The sequence below is a fragment of the Pseudomonas gingeri genome, from assembly GCF_013386165.1.
Lineage (GTDB): Bacteria > Pseudomonadota > Gammaproteobacteria > Pseudomonadales > Pseudomonadaceae > Aquipseudomonas > Aquipseudomonas gingeri_C.
The window spans coordinates 211,424-235,769 of record NZ_JACAOS010000021.1; the positions used below are offsets into that span (position 1 = coordinate 211,424).

Sequence of the window (24,346 nt, forward strand, 5' to 3'; positions counted from 1 at the left end):
TATCCGCGAGCACTCGAACCTTCTCCTTCTCGACAGGTACAACTGATATGACTGACAACAAGATCGACTCACAACTGATTGGCGGTGAGGACAGCCTGCGAGTGTTTGAGGGCCTCAATCGTGGCATGTCGCGGCGTAACGCCCTGCAGATGCTGGGTTTGGCCGGGGTGGCGGCGGTGGGTGCGGGCAGCCTGTTCGGCGCAGCCGGCAAGCTGTTTGCCGAAGAGGGCGTAAGTCCGGGTAAAGGCAAGCCCGGTGGACGTATCCGTGTCGCCGGCTCGTCCAGTTCGACCGCCGATACCCTGGACCCGGCCAAAGGCTCGTCGTCCACCGACTACGTGCGTCATTACATGTTCTACAACGGCCTGACGCGTTTCGACAGCCATATGGTGCCGCAACTGGAGTTGGCCGAACGTATCGACAGCACCGACGCCACGCTGTGGATGATCACCCTGCGCAAGGACGTGACGTTCCACAATGGCAAGGCGCTGACCGCCGCCGACGTGGTGTTTTCCCTGTTACGGCACAAGGATCCCATCACCGGTTCCAAGGTCCTGCCGCTGGCGGCGCAGTTCGATGAAGTCAAGGCCGTCGACACTCACCAGGTACAGGTCCGCTTGAGTGGCCCGAATGCCGAGCTGCCGTCGATCCTGGCCATCTCTCACCTGTTGATCGTTCCCGAGGGGACGAGCGATTTCAGCCAGGGCATCGGCACCGGCCCGTTCAAGGCCAAGGAGTTCAAGCCCGGCGTGCGTTCGATCGGTGTGCGCAATACCAATTACTGGAAACCCGGCCTGCCGTATCTGGACGAGATCGAATTTATCGCCATTGCCGACGAGCCGTCGCGGGTCAATGCCTTGTTGTCGGGTGACGTGCACATCATCAACGAGGTCAACCCGCGCTCAACGGCTCGCATCAAGGGCAGCGCCAAGCATCGGGCCGTGGACTCGCCGTCGGGTAACTATACTGACCTGATCATCCGCCAGGACCAGATGCCAGGTCAGAGCCCTGAATTCACCCAGGCCATGAAACTGCTGCTGGACCGGGAACAGATCAAATCGGCGATATTTCGTGGTTATGCAGTGGTCGGCAACGATCAGCCGATTGCGCCAGGTTCGCGTTTCTACAATGCCGATTTGCCGCAGCGGCCTTATGACCCGGAGAAGGCGCGTTTTCTGCTGAAGAAGGCCGGTATGGAAAATATCAGCATGCCACTGATGTGCTCGCCGGCAGCGACCGGTTCGGTGGATATCGCCGTGCTGTTGCAGCAGTCGGCCAAACAGGCCGGGCTCAAACTTGACGTCAACCGCCTGCCAAGTGATGGCTACTGGTCCAACCACTGGGCGAAACATCCGCTGAGCTTCGGCAACATCAACCCACGGCCCAATGCCGACATGATTTTTTCGCAGTTCTTTCAATCGACGGCACCCTGGAACGAGTCGGGTTGGAAGAACGATCAGTTCGACCAGTTGCTGGTGCTGGCCCGGGGTGAAACCGACGAGGCCAAGCGCGGCAAGATGTACGCCGACATGCAGGTCCTGGTGCATGAGCACAGTGGTATCGGCATTCCGGTGTTTATCAGCAACATCGACGGCGTCGACCAGCGCGTCAATGGTTATGGCACCAACCCCCTGGGTGGCTTCATGGGGTACATGTTCGCCGAGCAGGTCTGGCTGGAGGCTTGATGTGGGTCGGTTTGCAGCTGGGCAGTGCGGGAGGGCAAGTGATGAATAGCAACACACTGTGGTTGATCGGCCGGCGTCTGCTCGCCGCGATCGTGACCTTGTTGATCGTGTCCATGATCGTGTTTGCGATCACGGCGGTATTGCCGGGGGACGCGGCGCAACAATCGCTCGGACAGTTCGCCACGCCCGAGCAGGTGGCGGCCTTGCGGCTGAAGCTGGGGCTCGACCAGCCCGGTGTGGTGCGTTATCTGCACTGGTTGCTGAACCTGCTCAGGGGGGACATGGGCATCTCGGTGTCCAATGCCATGCCCGTCGGCGAGTTGATGGCTGGGCGCGTGCCCAACACCCTGATGCTGGCGGTCGCCACCGCCCTGGTATCGGTGCCGGTGGCACTGATTCTGGGCATCGGTTCGGCCATGGGCCAGGGCGGACGCATCGACAGCTTCCTGAGCTTTGTCACCCTGGCCATGGTCGCCGTCCCGGAGTTTCTGGTGGCGACCCTGGCGGTGCTGGTGTTTGCGGTGAACCTGGGCTGGTTGTCGGCGCTGTCCTATGCCAGCGACATCACTTCACCGTGGCAATTCATGCGGACCTACGCCTTGCCGGTCATGACGCTGTGTTGTGTCATCGTCGCGCAGATGGCCCGCATGACCCGCGCCGCCGTCATTGATCAACTCGACAGTCCCTACGTGGAAATGGCCCGGCTCAAGGGGGTCGGCCCGATGCGCATCGTCCTGCGTCATGCCTTGCCCAATGCCATCGGGCCGATTGCCAATGCCATCGCCCTGAGCCTGTCGTATCTGCTGGGTGGCGTGGTGATCGTCGAGACGATCTTCAACTACCCCGGTATCGCCAGCTTGATGGTCGATGCCGTGACCAACCGTGACATGGCGCTGGTCCAGGCCTGCACCATGCTGTTTTGCGCGGCGTACCTGGGGCTGGTGCTGATTGCCGACCTGTGCGCGATCCTGTCCAATCCGAGGCTGAGAAACCAATGAACAATCTCATTGTGAAGTCGACGCCCGCCACTCCCGATCTTTCGGCTGGCAAGGTGTCCCATGGCCCGGCCTGGCTGGGCCTGATCGGGGCCGTGATGTGCGTGATCTGGTTGCTGGTGGCGATCTTCGGTCCCTGGCTGGCGCCGCATCCGGTGGGTGAAGTGGTGTCCGATAATGTCTTCGACAGCCTCAGTGCGCTTTATCCGTTCGGCACCGATTACCTGGGCCGGGACATGCTCAGCCGAGTCCTGGTCGGTGCCCGCTTCACCGTTGGCCTGGCCTTGATCGCGGCGGTACTGGCCAGCGGCCTGGGCACCGGTTGCGCGCTGCTGTCGGTGGTGTCGCCCAAATGGCTGGATGAAGTGATCAGCCGCTTGATGGATGCCTTTATCTCGATCCCGAGCAAGATGCTGGCGTTGATCATGGTCTCGGCGTTCGGCTCTTCGGTCACCTTGCTGATCTGCACCGCGGTGTTGAGTTTCTGCCCTGGCGCCTTCCGCATTGCCCGCAGCATGGCGGTGAACATCGAAGCGCTGGAATACGTGCAAGTCGCCCGCACCCGTGGCGAACATCGCTTGTATATCGCCTGCATGGAAATCCTGCCGAACATGCTCAACCCGGTGCTGACCGACCTCGGGCTGCGCTTCGGTTACATTGTCCTGCTGCTCAGCGGCATGAGTTTTCTGGGCCTCGGTGTGCAACCACCGGATGCCGACCTCGGTTCCCTGGTACGGGAAAACATTGGCGGCCTCAACCAGGGCGCGCCGGCCATCGTGATCCCGGCCCTGGCCATCGGCACCCTGACCATCGGTGTGAATCTGTTTATCGACAGACTGTCGTCCCGACGTAGTCGCCGTGCGGGAGGGCATTGAAATGAGTGAGTTGATTCGAGTCGAAGACCTGCGCGTGGTCGCCTGTGGCGAGCGCGGCGAGGTGGAAATCGTCAAGGGTGTGAGCTTCTCCCTGGAAAAAGGCGAAGTGTTGGCACTGATCGGCGAGTCCGGCTCCGGCAAGACCACCATCGCCCTGGCGCTGCTCGGGTATGCCCGGCGCGGCTGCCGGTTGTCGGGCGGGGTGGTACAGGTCGGCGAGCACGACATGCTGGCGTTGAGCGAACGTGAGCTACAAGGTCTGCGTGGTAACCGGGTGTCATATATCGCCCAAAGCGCGGCGGCGGCGTTCAACCCGGCGAAGAAGCTGATCGACCAGGTCGTGGAGGGTGCGCTGATTCATGGCCTTGGCAGCCGGCTCGCACTGGAAACCAAGGCCATCGGGTTGTTCCGCGACCTGGCCCTGCCGGACCCGGATCACATCGGCCAGCGCTACCCGCACCAGGTCTCGGGTGGGCAATTGCAACGGGTGATGGCGGCCATGGCCTTGATCAGCGATCCGTTGCTGGTAGTGCTCGACGAACCGACTACCGCCCTCGACGTGACCACCCAGATCGACGTACTGCGGGCCTTCAAGCGGGTGGTCCGCGAACGCGGGGCGACGGCGGTCTATGTCTCCCACGATCTCGCCGTCGTGGCGCAGATGGCCGACCAGATCGTGGTGCTCAACGGCGGCCAGATTTTCGAACAGAGTGGCACTGCGGCATTGCTCAAAGGCCCGACCCATGAGTACACCCGCAGCCTGCTGGCGGCGGCGCGGCCCGATGCGACGATCCGTCCGCCCAGCGGCCTGGTCGAAGACGAACCGTTGTTGACGATCAAGGGCTTGACCGCCGGCTATGGCAACAAAAACCTGCAGGGTATGCCGTCGATCCGCGTGCTGGAAGACATCGACCTGACGGTCCGCCGAGGGCAGGCCATCGGTGTGATTGGCGAATCGGGCTCCGGCAAGTCGACCCTGGCGCGGGTGGTGGCGGGGCTGCTGACCCCGGCGCTGGGTGGACTGACGTTCGCCGGCCAGCCCCTGGGCGGTAGTCTTGGCGAACGCACTCCCGAGCAATTTCGACGCATTCAGATGGTCTTCCAGAACGCCGACACCGCGCTCAACCCGATGCACAGTGTCGGTACAATTCTGAGCCGACCGCTGAAGATGTATTTTGGCCTCAAGGGCGCTGCCTTGCACGAGCGTATCGGCGAATTGCTGGACCTGGTGCGGTTGCCGAGAACCATGGCCGAGCGGCGTCCCAATGAACTCTCCGGCGGGCAAAAGCAACGGGTCAACCTGGCCCGGGCGCTGGCGGCCAAACCCGACCTGATCCTCTGCGACGAAGTGACCTCGGCCCTCGATACCGTGGTCGGCGCGGCGATTCTCGAACTGCTGCGCGACCTGCGCCGGGAGCTGGGGGTTTCGTACCTGTTCATCAGTCACGACATTTCCACCGTGCGCGCGCTGTGCGACGACATCGTGGTGATGTACAGCGGCCACAAGGTTCAGGCCGGCACCCGGCAGTCATTTGCCCAGGCGCCGTTCCATCCCTACACCGACCTGTTGATTCACTCGGTACCGGAACTGCGCCAGGGCTGGCTGGAGCACTGCGGCCCCCCCTGCGCGGAACTACCGCCCATCGGCGCGAAGGCCAATGTGCCGGAGCTGTGCACCTTCCTCAATCGTTGCCCGGTACGGGTGGACGGTCTGTGCAATCACACCGCGCCGAGCCGTCGGACCATTGATGGCGGCAGTGAAATCCTCTGCCATCACGACAGCGCCGAGCTGCTCAAGACACAGCTGGACTTGAATATCATGACCCAGGGAGCCTATGCATGAACGGGCGTTTTGTAAGGCTGGCCGAACAGGGCCGGCCGATCGTCAGATTGCAGGTGGACGGCGCACCGATTGAGGCTTTGCAGGGCGATACGCTGATGGTCGCGTTGCTGACCCAGGGCACGGCATTGCGTCAGTCGGAGTTCGACACGGGGCGCCGCGCCGGTTTCTGCCTGATGGGCGCGTGCCAGGATTGCTGGGTCTGGACCCGCAGCGGTGAACGTCTGCGTGCGTGCTCCAACGAAGTCCGTGAAGGGCTGGATATCGTCACCACACAACCGGAGGCGATATGGCCACTGCACGGATAGTCATCGTCGGCGCCGGTCCGGCCGGTGTTCGCTGCGCGGAAACCTTGTTGGCCGCCGGTTTCAAGCCAATCCTGATCGATGAAAATCATCGCGATGGCGGGCAGATCTACCGTCGACAGCCGCAAGGTTTTACTCGCGATTACGCCACGCTGTATGGCACCGAAGCCGCCAAGGCCCGGGACCTGCACCTGAGTTTCGAGCGCTTGCGCGGGTCGATCGATTACCGCCCGGATACCCTGGTGTGGAACCTTGTGCCGGGGCAGCTGTGTTGCGTCAGCCAGGGCAAACACTCGACCGTCGATTACGACGCGCTGATCCTTTGCACGGGTGCCACCGACCGCCTGATGCCGATCGAAGGCTGGCAGTTGGCAGGTACCTACAGCCTCGGTGGTGCGCAGATCGCACTCAAGTCCCAGGCGGTGTCCATCGGTCACAGCGTGGTGTTCATGGGCAGCGGGCCGTTGTTGTATCTGGTCGCCAGCCAGTACCTCAAGGCGGGTGCAAACGTAGCGGCGGTGCTCGACACTTCGCCCCTGGGCAAACGCATCGGTGCTTTGCCGAAACTGCTGGCGCGCCCCGGGTTGCTGCTCACCGGGATGAAACTTCTGGCGCAGTTGTACCGGGCGAAGATTCCTCTGCACCTGGGCATCCAACCCCAGCAGGTGCTGGGTGACGCCGCCAGCGGTGTCCGTGGCGTGCAGGTGCGTACGGCGGCAGGGACAACCTTGGAGGTGGCGTGCGATGCCATCGCCCTGGGTTATCACCTGCGCCCGGAAACCCAATTGGCGGACCTGGCCGGTTGTCGACTGCGCTTCGACGAGGCGTCCAGCCAATGGTTGCTGGCCACCGATGACGATGGCCGGACCTCGGTGAGTGGTGTCTATGCCGCTGGGGATGGTTCGAGAATTCGTGGCGCGGATGCCGCCGAACACGCCGGACGCCTGGTGGCCATGGCGCTGCTGGAGGATTTGCACAAACCGGTGGATGCCGGGTTGCGCGACGAACAACGTCATGCCCTGGCGGTGATGGAGCAGTTTCGCCTTGGCCTGGCCCAGGCGTTCCCCTGGCCGTCGGCGCAAGCCAAAGCCTTGCCGGATGCCGCCATTGTCTGCCGTTGCGAGATGATCAGTGCCGGCGAGTTGCGGCGTACGGTCAGTGAAAAGGGCGCCTGTGAAGTCAACCGGGCCAAGGCCTTCAGCCGAGTCGGCATGGGCCGTTGCCAGGGCCGTTACTGCTCCCAGGCCGGGGCCGAGGTGATTGCCGCTGCGGCGGGCGTCAGCGTCCAGCAGGTCGGCCGCCAGCGCGGCCAGGCGCCGGTCAAACCGCTTTCGATGCTCACCGAGGAGGTGTCGCCATGACGCTACAGAAAGCCGATGTAGTGATTGTCGGCGGCGGCCTGATGGGGGCGGCCGCAGCGTTTTTCCTGCGTCGGCGTGGGCAGACGGTGATCCTGCTGGAGCGCGACCAGATCGGTCAGTACGCCAGTGGCGTGAACTTCGGCAATGTCCGGCGTCAGGGGCGTTTCCTGGGGCAGCTGGAATTGGCCAACCGCTCCTGGGCCTTGTGGAAGCGTTTGCCGGAGCTGATTGACGATGACCTCGAGTTCATTGCCAGCGGGCATATGCGCGTGTGTTACCGCGAAGACGAGATCGCCGAGCTGCAAGCCTATGCAGACGCCCCTGAGGCCGCGCAACTGGACTTGCAGATCTTGCGTGGCGATGAGTTGCGCAAGCGCTTCGGGTTTCTCGGGCCGGATGTGCAGGGCGGCTCCTACGCGCCCCACGATGGCCATGCCAACCCTCGTCTGGCGGCCCCGGCGTTTGCCCGGGCGGCACGGCGTCTCGGCGCGCGGATCGAGGAGCAGACCGAGGTGGCCGAGGTGCAGAAGGTCGGTGCTGAGTTCAGCATCACCACCACCGACGGTCGCCAGTTCAGCGCCGAACGCCTGCTGATCACCGCGGGTGCCTGGGGGCAGAAACTCTCGGCGCAATTCGGCGAGCCGGTACCGCTGGACACCCATGGCCCACAGATGGCAGTCACCGAGCCGGTGCCTTATGCCTTGCCGACGGTGATCGGGGTGTACACCAAGATTCCCGAGGAAGTGATTTATTTCCGCCAGATCCCCCGTGGCAACATTGTCATCGGCGGCGGCTACCGCAGCAAACCGGACATGCTGACCCGTCGGGCCCAGGTCGAGCCCCGCAGCATCCTCAACCAGCTCCGGCAGATGCGTCGTCTGCTACCGGGGGTCGGCAATCTGAACATTATCCGGGTCTGGAGCGGTATCGAAGGTTACCTGCCCGATTCCCTGCCGGTGATGGGCCCGAGCGGTACCGTCGACGGTTTGTTCTATGCCTTCGGCTTCTGTGGTCACGGTTTTCAGCTTGGCCCGGGTGTCGGCGATGTGATGGCCGAACTGATCAGCACCGGTAGCACCAGCACTTCTATTGAACCGTTCTCCATCCGTCGGTTCGCCCTTTCAGCCGAGCAACGGAGCAAGGCCTCATGAAACCCCGTGTACTGGATATTCTCAAACGCCTGATGGCTTTCGACACGGTCTCGTCGGAGTCGAACATGGCCCTGATCGAATACGTGCGCGACCTGTTGTTGAGCAAGGGTATCGAGTCGCTGATCGTCAAGGATGAAACGGGTAAAAAAGCCAACCTGTTCGCCAGCACCGGTCCTCGCGAGTTGCCGGGGATTCTGCTCTCCGGGCACACCGACGTGGTCCCGGCGGCGGGCCAGGCCTGGACCTTCCCGGCGTTTCAGGCAACGGTGCAGGATGGGAAGATTTATGGCCGTGGCAGTTGCGACATGAAGGGCTTCATTGCCCTGGCCGTCGATGCCATGCTCGAGGCCGCGGACAGCCCGTTGAGTCGGCCGCTGCAACTGGCGCTGTCCCATGACGAAGAGACCGGTTGCGTCGGCGTGCGGCGTTTGCTGGATGTGTTGCACCTGGCACCGGTACGGCCATTTCTGTGTTTGATCGGCGAGCCGACCCAGATGCAGTTCGTGCTCGGGCACAAGGGCAAGGGGTCCTATCGCACCTACTGCCGGGGCCTGGAGGCTCACTCATCGCTGGCGCCGCGCTCGGTCAATGCGATCCACGTGGCCTGTGATTTCATTGCCGCACTGCGCCAGAGCCAGCAGCAACTGCAGGAGCAGGGTGCCCAGGATGCCGACTACGATGTGCCTTACAGCACGGTGCATGTCGGGCAGATTGTCGGCGGCAGGGCGCTGAACATCGTGCCGAACCTTTGCACCCTCGATTTTGAAGTGCGTAATCTGCCAGCGGACGATCTGGATCAGTTTCTGGAGCAGATGCGCGAGCGTGCGCAAGTGATCGTGCGCGAAGCCAAGCGCCTGTCCAGTGTTGCGGACATCGAAATCGAAACCCTCAATGTCTATCCTGGTCTCGACACCCATCCGAGCGTTGAGGCAGTGCGCTTTCTGAAGCACTTTGCCGCGCCGGACACCGGCACCGCCAAAGTCTCTTTCGGCACCGAAGGCGGGTTGTTCAAGCAACGTCTGGATGTCCCTGTGGTGGTCTGCGGGCCGGGCTCTATCGAACAGGCCCACAAGCCGGACGAGTTTATCGAGATCAGCCAGATGGAGGCCGGGGAGCGGTTTCTGGAGGGACTGCTGGGCTCCCTGAAACTGTGATTTTCCCACCGAGCGGAAATCTGCCGTTCTGCTACAAAATTCAGCATCCGACACTGCCCTGAAGGCGCTTTCAGCATCCTCGTCCGTGACACCTCCCTAGACTGGAGCGTGTCTCGGATCAGGACCTCGACCATGCTCAAGAATCGTTTGAAAGACCCCAGCCTTTGCGTAGAACTCGCCTATATCGACGGGCAATGGATCGGCGCCGACAATGCCGCGACCCTGGACGTCATCGACCCGGCCAACGGCCAGTTGCTTGCCCGCGTACCGGCGATGCAAGGCGCGCAAACCCGTCGCGCCATCGAAGCGGCCGAACGGGCCTGGCCGGCCTGGCGCGCCCGTCCCGCGGCGGAGCGCGCGGCACTGCTGGAGCGCTGGTACCAGGCCATGCTCGACAACCTCGACGACCTGGCACTGATCATGACCTGCGAGCAGGGCAAGCCCTTGAACGAAGCCAAAGGTGAAATCCGCTACGGCGCCGGTTTCGTCAAATGGTTCGCCGAGGAAGCCCGACGGGTTTACGGTGAAACCATGCCGGCCCCCAGCGGCGATCGCCGGCTGTTGACCCTCAAGCAACCCGTGGGGGTTTGCGCCGCGATCACCCCGTGGAATTTCCCCAACGCGATGATCACCCGCAAATGCGCGCCGGCGCTGGCAGCGGGTTGCCCGATCATCGTCAAACCCTCGGACCTGACGCCGCTATCGGCCCTGGCCCTGGCGGTGCTGGCCGAGCGGGTCGGGATTCCGCCAGGGGTGTTCAATGTGCTGACCGGAATGCCCGCAGGGATCGGCGAAGAGCTGACCAACAACCCGACGGTCCGGAAGATTTCCTTTACCGGCTCCACGGCGGTCGGTCGTCTGCTGATGCGCCAGAGCGCCGAACACATCAAACGCCTGAGTCTGGAGTTGGGCGGCAACGCGCCGTTCATCGTCTTTGATGACGCCGACCTGGAGCAGGCCGTGGCCGGCATCATGCTCAGCAAGTTTCGCAATGCCGGCCAGACCTGCGTCTGCGCCAACCGCATTCTGGTGCAGGACGGCATTTACGAACGGTTTGCCCAGCGGCTGGTGGAGGAGGTGGGCAAGCTCAAGATTGGCAATGGCCTGGACACCGACGTCACTATCGGCCCGCTGATCAACGCGGCCGCCGTGAGCAAGGTCGCCCGGCATATCGACGATGCCTTGAGCCAGGGCGCGCGTCTGCTCTGCGGTGCGATTCCCGAGGGTGACAGTCAGTTTGTCCAGCCCACCGTCCTCGGCGAGGCCCACGCCGGCATGCTGCTGGCCAACGAAGAAACCTTCGGCCCGGTAGCGCCGCTGATGCGCTTTACCGATGAAGCCGAAGCCCTCGCGCTGGCCAATGCCACGCCTTACGGTCTGGGCGCCTATTATTTTACCCAGGACCTACGGCGTTCCTGGCGTTTCGGCGAGGCGCTGGAGTTCGGCATGGTGGGTCTCAACACCGGAATCATTTCCATGGAAGTCGCCCCGTTCGGCGGCATCAAGCAGTCGGGTCTGGGCCGTGAAGGCAGCAAGTACGGTTTGGACGAATACCTGGAAGTCAAAGCCTTCCACATCGGTGGGCTGTAACCCCGACCCACGATGGCACAGACATTTTGCGAGGCATGATTGATGAGCAAGGCATTCAGAATCGCCGCGATTGCTGGCGATGGCATTGGTAAGGAAGTCCTGCCCGAAGGGTTGCGCGTGCTGGAGCAAGCTGCGAAGAAATGGCAGTTGGACCTGAGCATCGAAGTGCTCGACTGGGCCCACTGCGATTACTACCTGGAGCACGGGCAGATGATGCCCGATGACTGGTTCGAACAGCTCAAGGGCTTTGACGCGATCTATTTCGGCGCCGTGGGTTGGCCGGACAAGGTGCCCGACCATATTTCCCTGTGGGGTTCGCTGCTCAAGTTCCGCCGGGACTTCGACCAGTACGTGAACATCCGCCCGGTGCGCCTGTTTCCCGGGGTGCCGTGCCCCTTGGCCGGACGCAAGCCGGGGGACATCGATTTTGTGGTGATCCGCGAAAACACCGAGGGCGAGTACTCCTCGGTCGGCGGCAAGATGTTCGAAGGCACCGAGCATGAGTTCGTGTTGCAGGAGTCGGTGTTTACTCGGCGCGGTGTGGATCGGATTCTCAAGTTCGCCTTCGACCTGGCCCAGACCCGGCCGCGCAAACGCCTGACGGCGGCGACCAAGTCCAATGGTATTTCCATCAGCATGCCTTATTGGGACGAGAGGACGGCCTTGATGGCCAAGCAGTACCCGGACGTCAGTTGGGACAAACAGCACATCGACATTCTGTGTGCACGTTTCGTGCTGCAACCGGACCGCTTTGATGTGGTGGTGGCGTCGAACCTGTTCGGCGACATTCTTTCCGATCTCGGGCCGGCCTGCGCCGGCACCATCGGTATTGCTCCGTCAGCCAATCTCGATCCTGAGCGACGCTTTCCGTCGCTGTTCGAGCCGGTGCATGGCTCGGCGCCGGATATCTACGGGCAGAATATCGCCAACCCGATTGCGATGATCTGGTCCGGGGCGTTGATGCTCGATTTCCTGGGTAACGGTGATCAGCGTTATCGCGCGGCGCATGACGGGATTCTGCAGGCGATCGAGCGGGTGATCGCCGATGGGCCGATTACGCCGGACCTGGGCGGGAAGGGCTCGACGCAGGACGTGGGCAAGGCGATTGCCGAGCGGCTCTGACCACGGCACGGATCCACTGTAGGCGTGGGCAAGCCCGCTCCGACAGTGGATTTCTGCTGTAGTCAGTAACCCTGGGTGCGATCGATCTCTCCGACCATCGGCTCGCCGTGTTGATGCCGCCGGATGTTCTCCAGTAACACCCCGAATGCACTTTCCGGCTGGGTCATGGCCGCGATATGCGGGGTTAGCAGAATCTTCGGGTGGTGCCAGAACGGATGATCCGCAGGCGCCGGCTCTTGCCGCAGCACGTCGATGACCGCGCCGCTGAGTTGCCCACTGTCCAGGGCCACCAGCAGGTCACTTTCCACCAGATGCCCACCACGGCCCATATTGACCAGTGCCGCTCCCCGGGGCAGTTGCTCGAATAGTCTACCGTCGAGAATACCCTGGGTCTGTTCGGTCAGCGGCAGCACGCAGAGCAAAATGTCGCACTGGCTGAGGAACGCGGGCAATTGCTCGTTGCCGGCGTAACACTCCACCCCCTCAACCTGATGGACACTGCGGGCCCAACCCGACAACGCAAACCCCAGGGGCTGCAACGTCGCCAGAATCTGCCGGGCCTGGGTGCCGAGGCCCATGACACCGACCCGACGCCTGTGGGCCGGTTGCAGCAAGTGCGCTTCCCAGCAGCGCGCGATTTGCTGCTGGCGATAACGGAGCATGTCCCGGTGCAGGCTCAGCACGGCGAAACTGGCGTACTCGCACATGCCCCGGGTGATGCCAGGATCCAGCAGGCGCACCAGCGGCAGGTTGACGGGCAAACGACCGAGGTCCAGTTGATCGACCCCGGCGGACAGGGCGAACAGCACCTTGAGATTGGGCAGCAATGCCTCGAGATCGTCGGGCGCTTGCCAGGCGGCCAGGTACTCGATGTCCGCGGGGTTTCCGATGTCTGGCCAGGCGCGCCATTCGATATCCGGAGCGTGTTCGGCGAACAGCGCTTTCCACTGTTCGCCGCGTATGGGGTCGGCTTTGTAAAGCAGGGCCATGGGCATTTCCTGAAAGGCTGAAGGTGTTCTCCATCATCGCGCAATGCTAGCGCAGGATCTGTCGAAAACACCGGGTTAAACGGGTTGCGCAACGCTCTATTGGCGATGCTCCGGCAGATTTGGCGTGCTGAAGGAATCTGCCGTTTGACTGGGTGAAAACAGTCGATCCGAATTTCTCAGGGGCCAAGTTCGGCGTAGATCGTTTCGCGCAAGGCTTAACCTGAACATCATCGCAACCACCTCCCGGTTGCCGGACTCACGATGGGAAATGCCATGAATAGCAAAGTCGACGAAACCCCTCATTTGCTCCATCAGCGCGATCAATTCGTGCCGCGTGGCCTGGTTACCGCGCACCCATTGGTCATCGATCGCGCCCAGGGCGCCGAAGCGTGGGACGTGGACGGCAAGCGCTACCTGGACTTCGTCGGCGGTATTGGTGTACTGAATATCGGTCACAACCATCCCAAGGTGGTCGCTGCGGTGCAGGCTCAGTTGCAAAAGGTCTCCCATGCCTGTTTCCAGGTGGTTGCCTATAAACCTTATCTCGATCTGGCCCAGCGCCTGTGTGAAATGATCGGCGGCCAGGACGCGTACAAAGCGGCGTTCTTCACCTCGGGTGCCGAAGCCGTGGAAAACGCGATCAAGATCGCCCGTGCCCACACCAACCGCTCGGCCGTTATCGCCTTTCGTGGCGGCTTCCACGGTCGTACTTTACTCGGCACCACATTGACCGGCATGAGCCAGCCGTACAAGCAGAACTTCGGACCGTTCGCACCGGAAGTCTTCCATACCCCGTACCCGAATGCCTACCGTGGCGTCAGTAGCGACATGGCGCTCAAGGCCCTCGACGAATTGTTGGCCACGCAGGTGGCGCCGGAGCGCGTAGCGGCCATTATCATCGAGCCGGTGCAGGGCGACGGCGGGTTCCTCTCGGCCCCGGTGGCGTTTCTTCAGGCACTGCGTGCCCTGACTGAAAAGCACGGCATTGTGTTGATCCTCGATGAAATCCAGACCGGTTTTGGCCGTACGGGCAAATGGTTCGGTTTCCAGCATGCCGGGATCCAGCCGGACCTGGTGACGGTGGCCAAGAGCCTGGCAGGTGGTTTGCCGCTATCGGGTGTGGTCGGCAAGGCGGCGATCATGGACGCCCCTTTGCCCGGCGGTCTGGGTGGCACCTACGGCGGTAACGCCTTGTCCTGCGCGGCGGCATTGGCGGTAATCGACGTCTTTGAGCAAGAGCAATTGCTGGCCCGCGGTGAAGCACTGGGCGAGCGTTTGCGCCAGGGGCTGTTGCGTTTGCAGGCGCGTCACCGGCAAATCGGCGATGTGCGCGGCAGCGGTTTCATGCTGGCGCTGGAGTTGATCAAGGATGACGAGGCGCGGACTCCGGACGCAGACTTGAACCAGCGATTGATCGATGAGGCCCGGAGCGGTGGTCTGTTGGTGATCAAATGCGGTGTCTACCGCAATGTGCTGCGCTTCCTCGCTCCTCTGGTGACCACGGAGGAACAGGTCGATGAGGCGCTGCGGATTCTGGAAGGCGCATTGGCACGGGTCTTGAACTGAGCTCGTGGTCGCTCGCAGCGGTGCCGTGAGGCATCGCCCGTGAGCGTTTATGGCGCACGGGTGGATGAAATGTATCATCGGAGGCTTTGCACACCATGGGGCTGACTGAATATCGGGCGCTGCTCATTGATTGCGACGAGGTTCTGGTCGATCGGGATTCGGGTGTCTGGACGGCATTGCAACCATTGCTCGACAGTCGAGGCGGTCATTCGGACAAGGAGCAGGTGCTGGGCGAATACGCCGAGGTCGTGCGGACGCTCTATCCTCGCTTCACTGAACTAGGCTTTAGTGGCTTGCTGTGTTTCGCCCATCGCCAGTTGGCCGAGCGTTGGGGACTGAAAGCCAGTTGGGAGGAGGGGATGAGCTTTGCCCGTTCGGTGGCCAGTTGGTCGCTCTTCGAGGATGCCCCCGGGGCGATGTTGTACCTGCGCAAGTTCTATCGTTTGCTGGTGCGGGGGGACCGGGACAGCGAGGATCGGGGTCTGCTCTGTGAGCGATTGGGGATCATGCCCGATGATTTCATTTCATTGGCCGGCGATCCTTTGCTCGATCCCGAGTGGTTGAAGACCCACGAACTTGAAAGGGCGCACATTCTGCAAGTGACCCGACCTTCGGCTGACCGGCCGGCGATCACTGACCTGTGCCTGATCTGTCGTGGTCGGGCAAAACAACCTTCGCCCTGCGCAGCCGATTACTGCATCAACAGCATGGCGGATCTGGTGACGCAGCATCAGCTGTCTTTACGGCGCTGATTTTGCTAGAAGATTGTCTTACGAATGGCAGTCAAGAGGTAGGCAATGGAAGGTTTAGCGAAACTGGACCGGATAGACATCAGCATCTTGGTTGAGCTGCAAAAAGATGGGCGCATGACCAACGTGAGCCTGGCCGATGCCGTGGGTTTGTCGGCCAGTCCCTGCCTGCAACGGGTCAAGCGGCTGGAGTCGGCCGGGTATATCTCCAGCTACAAGGCGCACCTGAACCTGGCGAAGATCACCGATTCGGTCACCGTCTTCACCGAAATTACCCTGAGCGACCACAAACGCGAAGATTTCGCCAAGTTCGAGTCCAATATCCGCCTGGTCGACGAAGTGCTCGAGTGCCATTTGATCAGCGGTGGTTATGATTACCTGGTGCGCTTCATGACCCGCAGTATCCAGCATTATCAGGAAGTGATCGAAAGCCTGCTGGACAAGAACATCGGCATCTCCAAATATTTCAGCTACATCGTCATCAAGTCGCCCGTGCTCAAGGACGGTGTGCCGTTGCGCAAGTTGCTGCGCCACTGAGCTGATGTTGGACATCTTCTATTTAAGGGCTCACCTGGACGTTCGCAGGTGAGCCCTTGTTGTTTCTGATTTTGGACGGATGCTTAGTTTGTCGGTTCTGTCAGGGCAGGCTGTTTGCTTTTAAGGCCTCGATAGAAAGAGAGTGCCCGACGCCCGGCAGCCAGTCCATAGGTTTCCATGGTGATGTGGAGGAGGTAGCACAGTGGGAAAAGCACAATCAGTATTTGTAGACGGGAAGGGATCATGTCGATGCCGGCTTTGTCGACGCAAAGACTGATGTAGTTCCAGGCCCAGTTGTGGAATAGGTAGATTGAATAGGTCATGTTTGACAGTAGGCGGAGAATGGCTCCGTCGCGCAAATGCTGTTGAGTGGCGAGCCCAAAGAGGAATACCAGTACCGCAAGTATTGCGTAGTTACTGTCTTTCCAGGCGGGCTGCAAGTAGGGGATTTTCAGTAGGAAAATTGTGACAATCAGTACCGCTACCGCAGCGGCTATCCATTTTTCTGCCATTTTCATCTGGTACAAGTAAATCAGTGAGCCGACAAACAGGAAGGGGGCATAGAGCGTGAAATACCCATAAGACAAGTTTGGTGCGTTTGGAAAGCTCGGCGCTATCCACAGCGCTGCACTGGCTACCAAATAGAGCAGTGGGAGGTAACGAGAATGTTGAAGAAGCCCGACTTTATGGGTGATCGCCATAAAGACATAAAAAGCAACTTCAATCCTCAAGGTCCATTCAACGCCCCCAAGGGCCGTAGGCACACCGAAATAATCACCGATCAGCAGAAGACGGGGTATCAGCGTGCTCGGCGGTGGAATGGCAACGCCCCCTATATAGTAGTCTGCAGTCATCTCTATAATGATTGCTGCTGCATAAAGTGGATAGATCCTGAAAAATCGTTTTATCAAGAATTCCCCAGGCGCCTCGGACCTAAGGACGTGTGTGATGATGTAGCCTGATGTAAGAAAAAACACAACTACGCCTGCGGCGCCGCCGTAACAGAGAGGGGCGAGCCATCCTATAATTGTTTTGAAGGTTGTGTGCAGGGTGGGATCGGCAAGAGCGGCAATTAAGACTTTATAGAATTTATGCCCGATGAGGACGCTTGCAAAGGCGAATATCCGCATGTAGTCCAAAAAAATTATTCGGCTAACAGGTGTATTCATTGTGCATCCGGGTCTATTGTTAAATGAGCAAGGCTGACAGGTGGGGCATTCTACCCAGCCTCGGTCTGAATGTCTTTTTCTCTCGCCTATCCTACTCATCCAACGGTCTTGAGCTTCAGTTTCGGTCCTCAGTTGTTATCATCGTCCCCAGAAGCCTTAGGTCTGGCCCCGCCGCCCACGTCCATCAGCAAAGCCAGTGTAATGCCATCCCCTTCTTGAAGCCCACCCAGAATGGCATATGCTGTCAGCAGAAAGCCGTGGCGACCGTGGCCAATGGCACCCTGCACGCCCAGAGCGAATCACTGCACTATTCTCGACACGGAAGAGAGAACGCAGCCGAATCAGCTGAGAGAGGTCGTCCATTTTGCCCCATACCGAAGCTGGACGTTTAAAGCTGCTACGTGCTCTGGAGGTGCTCGACACCGCGGCAGAGCCGGTTTTTGATCGCATCACGCGGTTGTTGTCCAACACCCTCAAGGTCCCGATTGCCCTGGTCTCGCTGGTCGACAGCGACCGCCAGTGGTTCAAGTCCAGGGTGGGTCTTGATGCCACGCAAACGCCGAGAGATATTTCCTTCTGCACCCTTGCCATCGAGCAAGAGCACACCATGGTGGTCCCCGACGCGCTGAATGACCCGCGCTTCTCGTCCAATCCATTGGTGATCAGCAATCCCCATATCCGTTTTTACGCGGGGGCGCCGATCCGCTCCATTGATGGTTATGCATTGGGGACGCTTTGTGCGATAGACAGCGAGGCCCGTACGCTCACCGAGGAGGGGCGTCAGGTCCTGGAGGATTTTGCCGGGCTGGTCAGCCGGGAGTTCCAGATGCGTGAGGCGGCGATGCTTTCCCGCTCGCACATCACTCACTCCGCGGCGGCTTTTGCGGCCAGTGAGGCACGCCTGAAAACCGCTTTTGCCCTGGCGCCCACGGGCATCGCTGCAGTTGCGGGCAATGGGCGTTTCCTCAGCCTCAACAGCGCCTTCTGCTCTATTGTCGGCTACGAAGCCGACGAACTGATGACCTTGAGCTTCCAGGACATCACTCACCCCGACGACCTGGACAGTGACTTGACTCTGTTGCGCCAGTTGACGCACGGCGAGATCGATCGCTATCAACTGGAGAAAAGGTACCGACACAAGAACGGTACCTCTGTCTGGGTCGACCTGCATGTGGCCAAGCTGCTGTCGGTGAGCGGTGATCTGGAGTACTACATCGCGACGGTCCAGAACATCCAGCGGCGCAAGGAAACCGAGGCGACCCTGCAGGCGTTGCGCCATAGCCTGGAGCAGCGTGTCGAGGAACGCACCGCGGAACTGCTGCGGGCCAATGAAATGCTGTCCCATACGATGCTTCAACGGCTGCAGGCCGATCGCGAACTCAGGCAGCGTGAGGCGGAGCTGTCTGCGGTGCTGGAGCATGCCAGCGATGCTTATGTGAGTATTGATGAGGCCGGCGCGATACGGGCCTGGAACAGAATGGCCGAGACGACCTTTGGCTGGTCCCGCGATGAAGCGTTGGGCCAGTCATTCGAAACGCTGGTTATCCCCGCCGCCAAGCGCGAGGCCCATCTGGCGGGATGGCGCCAGTACCTCATCACCGGTGATGACGAGGCGCTGCGGCGACGCTTGGAAATCCTGGCGCTACGTCGCGATGGTACGGTCTTTCCCGTCGAGGTGCGGATCAGCCCCGTGGAAATCGACGGGCAGCGGTTTTTCAGCGTGTTCCTGCACGACATTACCGAACGCAAGGCCATGGCCGAACGCCGCGAAAAAGAGGCGTTGACCGATACCCTGACCGGATTGCCCAACCGCCGCTCCTTGCTCGAATACCTGCCCAATGCGATGGCCCGGGCACGCAGGATCGGTGTTCCCCTGGCCGTGCTGTTTCTTGACCTGGATGGCTTCAAGGCGGTGAACGACACCTTTGGCCATGAAATTGGCGACCTGTTGCTCCAGGTCGTGGCCGATAGGCTGAAGGCCTGCCTGCGGGAGACGGACGCGGTGTTTCGACTGGCCGGCGATGAGTTTACCGCCGTGGTCGAGGGCCAGTTCGGGGGGAGCCAGGACGCCGAGCAATTGGCGCAGAAACTGATTCAACTGATCAATGCGCCGGTGTCGATCGGTGTGGCATCCGTGCAGGTGGGGGTGAGCATCGGGATTGCCTTGTTCGGGCGCGATGACCCGAGAACCTCGACGCAACTGTTGCGCGAGGCGGATAGCCGGATGTACGAAGCGAAGCAGGCGGGGAAGGGCCGCTTTGTCTCACAGCAGCGCTGAAGCGCGCTGCCGCGAGGCCTGGTTTGTCAGCCGCGTGTCACGGGGGGCTGGGGGACGTTGCCTGACTCGGAGTAGATCACGACGGGAGGATCGACCGGCACGTCGTCGCTGGGGTGATAAACCACCGCCGGCGGGCCGTTCTTGAGGGCCTCTTTAAGGGCCTCGCGGGCCTTGTCGCTGATAATGCTGGGCGGCGGCGGCTGGTCTGCCTTGACCATCTTGTCGGCGAGGGCCGACGGGTTGGTGGAAGGCGTCAGAGAAATTGAGCTCTTGATGTCCATATCGATCCATCCATAAGAAGTGTTATCAATAGGGCTAACGGCCTCTGCTGGAAAAGCTTTGATCCAGAGTTGATACAGGATGTTGCGATGGTCAGGGAGGGGCAGTTCGTCGGCTTGCGCGGTGGAGTGGAGGGCCAGTCTGTGACAGCCATCACAGTCTCTCGAACGATCTTCCGGCCTCTACTGTGGCGCTTGAAATAACTGGTCTACGCTGGATTTGACAAGAACCACCCAGACCGACCTCAAGGATGAACCGCATGATCCCGAAAGCAGAGCTCTGCCAGATCATTGAATCCGGCTTTCTTCCGCTGTCCTGCACCTGCACGGCGAATGCTGGCGGTGCCTTGATGATCAAGATCTTCGATCCGATTTCGGGTCGCGTGGATTTGCAGCTCAATGGCGTGTCCACCAGCAGCTTCACCAGCATCCGTTCGATTGCAAACTTCATCGGTGAATTGCGCACCGAGATGAAGGCCGGGCGCCGGGCCTTTGCCAGTGGCATGTAGGTTTCTTGGTACACGATTACCGCTAAATCGTGCTTTTTAGCGTTCGTCCCCTTGATAACAGATTTTTACAAATGACTTGAAAAGGTCATCGGATCTGATTGATCAAGGGAGATCTTTATATGGTGGATATCACACGTCGTTCAGTGGTTGGATGGATGGCCGCGTTGCCATTGTTGAGCAGTTCGGCGGGGGCGTTTGCCAAAGCGCTGCCGGCCCTGCCGAAGGCTGCGTCCGACGAGATCTATCTCAATTTCAATGAAAACCCCTGGGGACCTGCGGCGTCGGCCCGCAAGGCGATGGAGCAGGGCATCGCCCTGTCCGGGCGTTATCCCTACCCGTTCCAGTACCAGTTGGTGACACTGCTGGCCCAGCAACTGGGAGTCCCCGAGAACTGCATCGATATCTATGCCGGCTCCAAGGTCGCCTTGCAGCAGGCGGTGCTGGCGTTTACCGGGCCACGCAGCCTGGTGATGGCGACGCCGTCCTACGAAGCCCCGCGACTGGCTGCGGCGGCCCACCAGGCGACGGTGCATGAGGTGCCGCTGACGGCCGCACATGCCCACGATATCGGCGCGATGCTCTCGGCGGACCCGCAACTGGGGGTGATCTATATCTGCAATCCGAACAACCCGACGGGCACCCTGACGCCCATCGAGCAGATCGAGCGTGCGTTGAAGGACAAACCGGCGGGGTCGCTGGTGGTCGTCGATGAAGCCTATATCCACTATTGCGACGCCCCCAGCTGTGTCGCGCTGGTCAAGGAGCATCCGGACCTGCTGGTACTGCGGACCTTTTCCAAGATCTACGGCATGGCCGGCGCGCGGCTTGGATTTGCCGTCGGCCAGCCGGCCTTGCTGGAGCGCTTGAATGTGTTGGGTGAGCAGAATGTGGCTGCCGCCTCGTCGTTGTTGGGGGGCATTGCCAGCCTGGAGGACCGTGCCCTGTTGCCGGAACGCAAGCGTACCAACGCCCGTATCCGTGACGCATCCATGGGCTGGTTCCGCGACCGGGGGTTTGCCTGCACGGCGGCCGAGGGCAATTTCTTCATGGTCAACCTGGGGCGTCCCGCCGACGGGATTGCCGAGGGGCTGGCGCAGCGCGGTGTCCGGGTCGGACGGATCTGGCCGGACTGGCCGAACTGGCTGCGGATCACGGTGGGTAAAGACGAGGAGATGGCGCGCTTGCGTAACGCCTTTGCCGTGGTGGCATTGCCCGGGAAACATTGAGCTGGGCTGTGACGGGGCGATACCCCCGTCACGCTGCTGATTGCTACGGCTGACCGGGGCTGAATCGACAAAACCTCTCCGAGCCTGTTTTCAGGCCCGTTGCAGTTGCGTGGCGATCACGGTGTTCTTCATCAGATAGGCAATGGTCATCGGCCCGACCCCGCCCGGTACCGGGGTGATCGCGCTGGCCACCCGGCGCGCGCTGGCATAGTCGACATCCCCCACCAGGTGGCTGCCCGTTTCGGTTTCAATCCGGTTGATGCCCACATCGATCACCACCGCGCCTGGCTTGAGCCAACTGGCGTCGATCAACTGCGGGCGCCCGACGGCGGCCACCACGATATCCGCCAACCGGCACAAGGCCGGGGCATCGACACTGCGCGAGTGCACCACGCTGACCGAACAATCGGCTTGCAGCAGCAAGGTCGCCATCGGCTTGCCGACGATATTCGAGCGGCCGATCACCACCGCGTGCTTGCCGCGCAGATCGCCGCAGGTTTCCTCCAGCAAGCGCATGCAGCCACTGGGTGTGCAGGGTGTCAGCACCTCGGCGCCGTGGACCAGGCCGCCGACGTTTTCCCGATGAAAACCGTCGACATCCTTGAGCGGGTCGATGGCCTGGATCACCGCATGCTCCTGGATATGCGCGGGCAACGGCAGTTGCACGAGGATGCCGTTCACTGTCGGATCGGCGTTCAGTTCGGCAATCAGTTGCAGCAGTTCGGCCTGGCCGATGCTGTCCGGCAGACGATGTTCCAGGGAGCGGATGCCGACTTCTTCGGCCCGCAGCAGTTTGTTGCGCACGTAGACGTGGCTGGCCGGGTCGTCGCCCACCAACAGCACCGCCAGTGCCGGGAAAACCTGTTGTTGGGCGAGGGTGGCGACGTCCGCGCGGACTTCGTCGAGCACCCGGGCGGCGATGGCCTTGCCATCGATATCACGGGCGAGGGGAAGGGAACTGCTCATTGAATGCGCCACCGTCGTCTGGGTCAGCAGGAGATCGATCAGGGGCTTGAACGAAAGGATCAAGCCCCTGGAGAGTGGCGCGAATATATCACCTGTGTGCGGGCGGCTGGTGTGACATAGCGCAGCAGGTGGGACGGTTGTGGCGTCTGGTGTGTCGAGCGGCTGTGAAGTCGGCCTCAGGGCCGCCCTGGACCGGGCCGGTTAGCGAAAGGCCGGCACCACCTGCTGGATAAACAGCCCCAGGGACTTTTTCTTTTCCTCGTGGGACAGGCTGTTGTCGCACCAGAAACTGAACTCGTCGACCCCCAGTTCCTGGTAATAACGGATCCGCGCAATCACTTCCTGCGGTGTTCCGATCATGGTGTTCTTGCGGATATTGTCCAGTTCGAACTCCGGCCGCTCGGCGAATTTCTCTTCCGGGCTGGGCGCCAGGAAGCCGTTGACCGGCACCTGCTTGTTGCCGAACCAGGCGTCGAAGGTCCGATAGAATTTCGAGATCGCCGTGGCCCCGACTTTCCAGCCCTCGGGATCATCGACCGCATGTACGTGGGTGTGCCGCAGCACCATCAATTGTGGGCGCGGCACCTCGGGATTGTTGTCCAGCGCGGCCTGGAACTTGTTCTTCAGGTCCAGCACTTCTTCATCGCCCTTCATCAGCGGCGTGACCATCACATTGCAGCCGTTGGCCACGGCGAAGTTGTGGGAATCCGGGTCGCGGGCGGCGATCCACATCGGCGGGTTGGGCTGCTGGATCGGCTTGGGCACGCTGGTGGAGGTGGGGAATTTCCAGATCTCACCGTCATGGGCGTAGTCGCCTTGCCACAGGGCCCGCACCACCGGCACCATTTCCCGCAACGCCTGGCCACCGGAGGAGGCGGGCATGCCGCCGGCCATGCGGTCGAACTCCACCTGGTAGGCGCCACGGGCCAGGCCGACTTCCATCCGGCCATTGCTGATGACATCCAGCAGGGCGCATTCCCCGGCGACCCGCAACGGGTGCCAGAACGGCGCGATGATGGTGCCGGCGCCCAGGTGAATGGTCTGGGTCTTGGCCGCGAGATAAGCCAGCAGCGGCATCGGGCTCGGCGAAATGGTGTATTCCATGGCGTGATGCTCGCCGATCCATACGGTGCTGAAGCCGCCGGCCTCGGCCATCAGGGTCAGTTCGCTGAGGTCTTCGAACAACTGGCGGTGACTGACGCTTTCGTCCCAACGCTCCATATGGATGAAGAGGGAAAATTTCATGACGCTTACCTCGGATCTTTTGTTGTTGGCCGGCAGGTCTGACTGCTGAATTATTGGTATACCATAATACTGATTATTGCCATGAAGCAAGGACCGTCTGTAGCTCGGCGTCCGGGTTCAGGCGAGAACGGGCAGGGTGCCCATCTTGCCGTGGCAGTAGATCATCGGGCCGCTGTCCTGGCGGGGCACGATAAGGTTCTTCACCGCACCGACCATGATCGCGTGGTCGCCGCCTTCATATTCGCGCCAGAGTTCGCACTCGATGATGGCGCTGGCGTTGGGTAGCAGCGGGTTGCCCAGTTCACTCAAGGTCCATTGGATGCCCTGGGCCTTGTCCTTGCCTTTGCGGGCGAAGGCATAGGCCTCGTGCTGCTGGCCGCCGGACAGCACATGAATGGCAAAACGCTTGTTCTTGATCAGCAGCGGATAGGAGTCGGAGCTGTAGTTGGGGCAGAACAGCACCAGGGCCGGGTCCATGGACAGGGAACTGAAGGCGCTGGCGGTGAGGCCCACCACCTGGCCGTCGTCATCCAGGGTGGTGATCACCGTGACCCCGGACGGGAACGAGCCCATGACTTGTTTGTAGATGGCGGCATCGATCATTGGACGGCCCTCGGGTGGCTGAAGCTGCTTTTTGTGGGATTTAAGTATTATGGTATACCGTAATACCATCCTTGCAAGAGCTTTTTTCGAGGTGACTGAATGATGGTCCGCATCGGGGCGGTGGCGGTGGGCAAGTGTTCGAACAAGGTCTTG

22 protein-coding genes are annotated in these 24,346 nt (G+C 61.1%); 16 read left to right on the forward strand and 6 right to left on the reverse strand.

Annotation, left to right across the window (positions count from 1 at the left end):
- Positions 1 to 47: 47 nt before the first annotated feature.
- The 10 genes from HX866_RS26090 to HX866_RS26135 all read left to right on the forward strand — a co-directional run bounded on the left by HX866_RS26090 (position 48) and on the right by HX866_RS26135 (position 12,078).
- Positions 48 to 1,685, forward strand: coding sequence for an ABC transporter substrate-binding protein (locus HX866_RS26090; protein WP_177097454.1), 1,638 nt, complete (start codon positions 48 to 50; stop codon positions 1,683 to 1,685).
- A gap of 41 nt (positions 1,686 to 1,726) precedes the next feature.
- Positions 1,727 to 2,683, forward strand: a complete 957-nt coding sequence (locus tag HX866_RS26095; protein WP_177097452.1) for an ABC transporter permease — start codon at positions 1,727 to 1,729, stop codon at positions 2,681 to 2,683.
- Complete coding sequence (locus HX866_RS26100) at positions 2,680 to 3,555, forward strand: ABC transporter permease (protein ID WP_177104349.1); 876 nt, start codon at positions 2,680 to 2,682, stop codon at positions 3,553 to 3,555. The genes HX866_RS26095 and HX866_RS26100 overlap by 4 nt, the downstream gene beginning before the upstream one ends.
- A 1-nt stretch (position 3,556) precedes the next feature.
- On the forward strand, positions 3,557 to 5,398 hold the full coding sequence (locus HX866_RS26105) for an ABC transporter ATP-binding protein (RefSeq protein ID WP_177097447.1): 1,842 nt from the start codon (positions 3,557 to 3,559) through the stop codon (positions 5,396 to 5,398).
- Entirely contained in the window at positions 5,395 to 5,703 is a 309-nt protein-coding gene (locus tag HX866_RS26110; protein WP_177104352.1) for a (2Fe-2S)-binding protein, read from the forward strand. The genes HX866_RS26105 and HX866_RS26110 overlap by 4 nt, the downstream gene beginning before the upstream one ends.
- A complete protein-coding gene (locus tag HX866_RS26115) occupies positions 5,685 to 7,061 on the forward strand; it encodes an FAD/NAD(P)-dependent oxidoreductase (protein ID WP_177097443.1) in 1,377 nt (458 codons plus the stop codon). The genes HX866_RS26110 and HX866_RS26115 overlap by 19 nt, the downstream gene beginning before the upstream one ends.
- Entirely contained in the window at positions 7,058 to 8,212 is a 1,155-nt protein-coding gene (locus HX866_RS26120; protein ID WP_177097441.1) for an NAD(P)/FAD-dependent oxidoreductase, read from the forward strand. The genes HX866_RS26115 and HX866_RS26120 overlap by 4 nt, the downstream gene beginning before the upstream one ends.
- Entirely contained in the window at positions 8,209 to 9,366 is a 1,158-nt protein-coding gene (gene argE, locus HX866_RS26125) for an acetylornithine deacetylase (protein ID WP_177140673.1), read from the forward strand. Before HX866_RS26120 ends, argE begins: the two co-directional genes overlap by 4 nt.
- Positions 9,367 to 9,498: 132 nt before the next feature.
- Positions 9,499 to 10,956, forward strand: a complete 1,458-nt coding sequence (locus tag HX866_RS26130) for an NAD-dependent succinate-semialdehyde dehydrogenase (protein WP_177097437.1) — start codon at positions 9,499 to 9,501, stop codon at positions 10,954 to 10,956.
- 42 nt (positions 10,957 to 10,998) lie between these two features.
- Complete coding sequence (locus tag HX866_RS26135; protein WP_177104358.1) at positions 10,999 to 12,078, forward strand: tartrate dehydrogenase; 1,080 nt, start codon at positions 10,999 to 11,001, stop codon at positions 12,076 to 12,078.
- A 62-nt stretch (positions 12,079 to 12,140) separates the two neighbouring features.
- Here HX866_RS26135 and HX866_RS26140 read toward each other — a convergent pair whose 3' ends face one another.
- Positions 12,141 to 13,067, reverse strand: coding sequence for a 2-hydroxyacid dehydrogenase (locus HX866_RS26140; RefSeq protein WP_177104360.1), 927 nt, complete (start codon positions 13,065 to 13,067; stop codon positions 12,141 to 12,143).
- A 273-nt stretch (positions 13,068 to 13,340) separates the two neighbouring features.
- On the opposite strand from HX866_RS26140, the gene gabT reads away from it, so the two are divergent.
- From gabT to HX866_RS26155, 3 genes are all read left to right on the forward strand, one after another.
- Positions 13,341 to 14,633, forward strand: coding sequence for a 4-aminobutyrate--2-oxoglutarate transaminase (gene gabT, locus HX866_RS26145; RefSeq protein ID WP_177097431.1), 1,293 nt, complete (start codon positions 13,341 to 13,343; stop codon positions 14,631 to 14,633).
- A 95-nt stretch (positions 14,634 to 14,728) separates the two neighbouring features.
- A complete protein-coding gene (locus HX866_RS26150; protein WP_177097429.1) occupies positions 14,729 to 15,385 on the forward strand; it encodes a 2-haloalkanoic acid dehalogenase in 657 nt (218 codons plus the stop codon).
- A gap of 45 nt (positions 15,386 to 15,430) precedes the next feature.
- Positions 15,431 to 15,919, forward strand: coding sequence for an Lrp/AsnC family transcriptional regulator (locus HX866_RS26155; RefSeq protein ID WP_121139679.1), 489 nt, complete (start codon positions 15,431 to 15,433; stop codon positions 15,917 to 15,919).
- Between the two features lie 83 nt (positions 15,920 to 16,002).
- Here HX866_RS26155 and HX866_RS26160 read toward each other — a convergent pair whose 3' ends face one another.
- Entirely contained in the window at positions 16,003 to 17,088 is a 1,086-nt protein-coding gene (locus HX866_RS26160) for an acyltransferase family protein (RefSeq protein WP_177140674.1), read from the reverse strand.
- 364 nt (positions 17,089 to 17,452) lie between these two features.
- Here HX866_RS26160 and HX866_RS26165 point away from each other — a divergent pair, with 364 nt between their 5' ends.
- On the forward strand, positions 17,453 to 19,366 hold the full coding sequence (locus HX866_RS26165; RefSeq protein WP_218177562.1) for a sensor domain-containing diguanylate cyclase: 1,914 nt from the start codon (positions 17,453 to 17,455) through the stop codon (positions 19,364 to 19,366).
- Between the two features lie 26 nt (positions 19,367 to 19,392).
- On the opposite strand, the gene HX866_RS26170 is transcribed toward HX866_RS26165, so the two are convergent.
- Positions 19,393 to 19,647 (reverse strand): hypothetical protein, encoded by a 255-nt coding sequence (locus tag HX866_RS26170; protein WP_177140675.1) that lies wholly within the window; start codon positions 19,645 to 19,647, stop codon positions 19,393 to 19,395.
- Between the two features lie 257 nt (positions 19,648 to 19,904).
- Here HX866_RS26170 and HX866_RS26175 point away from each other — a divergent pair, with 257 nt between their 5' ends.
- Together HX866_RS26175 and ptaA are read left to right on the forward strand one after the other, a co-directional pair.
- Positions 19,905 to 20,153, forward strand: coding sequence for a DUF1652 domain-containing protein (locus tag HX866_RS26175; RefSeq protein ID WP_177097423.1), 249 nt, complete (start codon positions 19,905 to 19,907; stop codon positions 20,151 to 20,153).
- Between the two features lie 119 nt (positions 20,154 to 20,272).
- A complete protein-coding gene (ptaA, locus tag HX866_RS26180; RefSeq protein WP_177140676.1) occupies positions 20,273 to 21,379 on the forward strand; it encodes a pyoverdine biosynthesis transaminase PtaA in 1,107 nt (368 codons plus the stop codon).
- Positions 21,380 to 21,469: 90 nt separating this feature from the next.
- Here the strand turns inward: ptaA and folD are convergent, their stop codons facing one another.
- The 3 genes from folD to HX866_RS26195 all read right to left on the reverse strand — a co-directional run bounded on the left by folD (position 21,470) and on the right by HX866_RS26195 (position 24,193).
- Positions 21,470 to 22,345 (reverse strand): bifunctional methylenetetrahydrofolate dehydrogenase/methenyltetrahydrofolate cyclohydrolase FolD, encoded by an 876-nt coding sequence (gene folD, locus HX866_RS26185; protein WP_177140677.1) that lies wholly within the window; start codon positions 22,343 to 22,345, stop codon positions 21,470 to 21,472.
- A 201-nt stretch (positions 22,346 to 22,546) separates the two neighbouring features.
- On the reverse strand, positions 22,547 to 23,590 hold the full coding sequence (locus HX866_RS26190) for an LLM class flavin-dependent oxidoreductase (protein WP_177140678.1): 1,044 nt from the start codon (positions 23,588 to 23,590) through the stop codon (positions 22,547 to 22,549).
- Positions 23,591 to 23,707: 117 nt separating this feature from the next.
- Complete coding sequence (locus tag HX866_RS26195) at positions 23,708 to 24,193, reverse strand: flavin reductase family protein (RefSeq protein ID WP_177140679.1); 486 nt, start codon at positions 24,191 to 24,193, stop codon at positions 23,708 to 23,710.
- Positions 24,194 to 24,346: the final 153 nt, after the last annotated feature.

What these genes read in the sequence shown, in the direction of transcription:
- HX866_RS26090 (WP_177097454.1), top strand. Translation starts at nt 48, where the DNA reads ATGACTGACAACAAGATCGACTCACAACTGATTGGCGGTGAGGACAGC.
- HX866_RS26095 (WP_177097452.1), top strand. Translation starts at nt 1,727, where the DNA reads ATGAATAGCAACACACTGTGGTTGATCGGCCGGCGTCTGCTCGCCGCG.
- HX866_RS26100 (WP_177104349.1), top strand. Translation starts at nt 2,680, where the DNA reads ATGAACAATCTCATTGTGAAGTCGACGCCCGCCACTCCCGATCTTTCG.
- HX866_RS26105 (WP_177097447.1), top strand. Translation starts at nt 3,557, where the DNA reads ATGAGTGAGTTGATTCGAGTCGAAGACCTGCGCGTGGTCGCCTGTGGC.
- HX866_RS26110 (WP_177104352.1), top strand. Translation starts at nt 5,395, where the DNA reads ATGAACGGGCGTTTTGTAAGGCTGGCCGAACAGGGCCGGCCGATCGTC.
- HX866_RS26115 (WP_177097443.1), top strand. Translation starts at nt 5,685, where the DNA reads ATGGCCACTGCACGGATAGTCATCGTCGGCGCCGGTCCGGCCGGTGTT.
- HX866_RS26120 (WP_177097441.1), top strand. Translation starts at nt 7,058, where the DNA reads ATGACGCTACAGAAAGCCGATGTAGTGATTGTCGGCGGCGGCCTGATG.
- argE (WP_177140673.1), top strand. Translation starts at nt 8,209, where the DNA reads ATGAAACCCCGTGTACTGGATATTCTCAAACGCCTGATGGCTTTCGAC.
- HX866_RS26130 (WP_177097437.1), top strand. Translation starts at nt 9,499, where the DNA reads ATGCTCAAGAATCGTTTGAAAGACCCCAGCCTTTGCGTAGAACTCGCC.
- HX866_RS26135 (WP_177104358.1), top strand. Translation starts at nt 10,999, where the DNA reads ATGAGCAAGGCATTCAGAATCGCCGCGATTGCTGGCGATGGCATTGGT.
- HX866_RS26140 (WP_177104360.1), bottom strand. Translation starts at nt 13,067, where the DNA reads ATGGCCCTGCTTTACAAAGCCGACCCCATACGCGGCGAACAGTGGAAA.
- gabT (WP_177097431.1), top strand. Translation starts at nt 13,341, where the DNA reads ATGAATAGCAAAGTCGACGAAACCCCTCATTTGCTCCATCAGCGCGAT.
- HX866_RS26150 (WP_177097429.1), top strand. Translation starts at nt 14,729, where the DNA reads ATGGGGCTGACTGAATATCGGGCGCTGCTCATTGATTGCGACGAGGTT.
- HX866_RS26155 (WP_121139679.1), top strand. Translation starts at nt 15,431, where the DNA reads ATGGAAGGTTTAGCGAAACTGGACCGGATAGACATCAGCATCTTGGTT.
- HX866_RS26160 (WP_177140674.1), bottom strand. Translation starts at nt 17,088, where the DNA reads ATGAATACACCTGTTAGCCGAATAATTTTTTTGGACTACATGCGGATA.
- HX866_RS26170 (WP_177140675.1), bottom strand. Translation starts at nt 19,647, where the DNA reads ATGGACATCAAGAGCTCAATTTCTCTGACGCCTTCCACCAACCCGTCG.
- HX866_RS26175 (WP_177097423.1), top strand. Translation starts at nt 19,905, where the DNA reads ATGATCCCGAAAGCAGAGCTCTGCCAGATCATTGAATCCGGCTTTCTT.
- ptaA (WP_177140676.1), top strand. Translation starts at nt 20,273, where the DNA reads ATGGTGGATATCACACGTCGTTCAGTGGTTGGATGGATGGCCGCGTTG.
- folD (WP_177140677.1), bottom strand. Translation starts at nt 22,345, where the DNA reads ATGAGCAGTTCCCTTCCCCTCGCCCGTGATATCGATGGCAAGGCCATC.
- HX866_RS26190 (WP_177140678.1), bottom strand. Translation starts at nt 23,590, where the DNA reads ATGAAATTTTCCCTCTTCATCCATATGGAGCGTTGGGACGAAAGCGTC.
- HX866_RS26195 (WP_177140679.1), bottom strand. Translation starts at nt 24,193, where the DNA reads ATGATCGATGCCGCCATCTACAAACAAGTCATGGGCTCGTTCCCGTCC.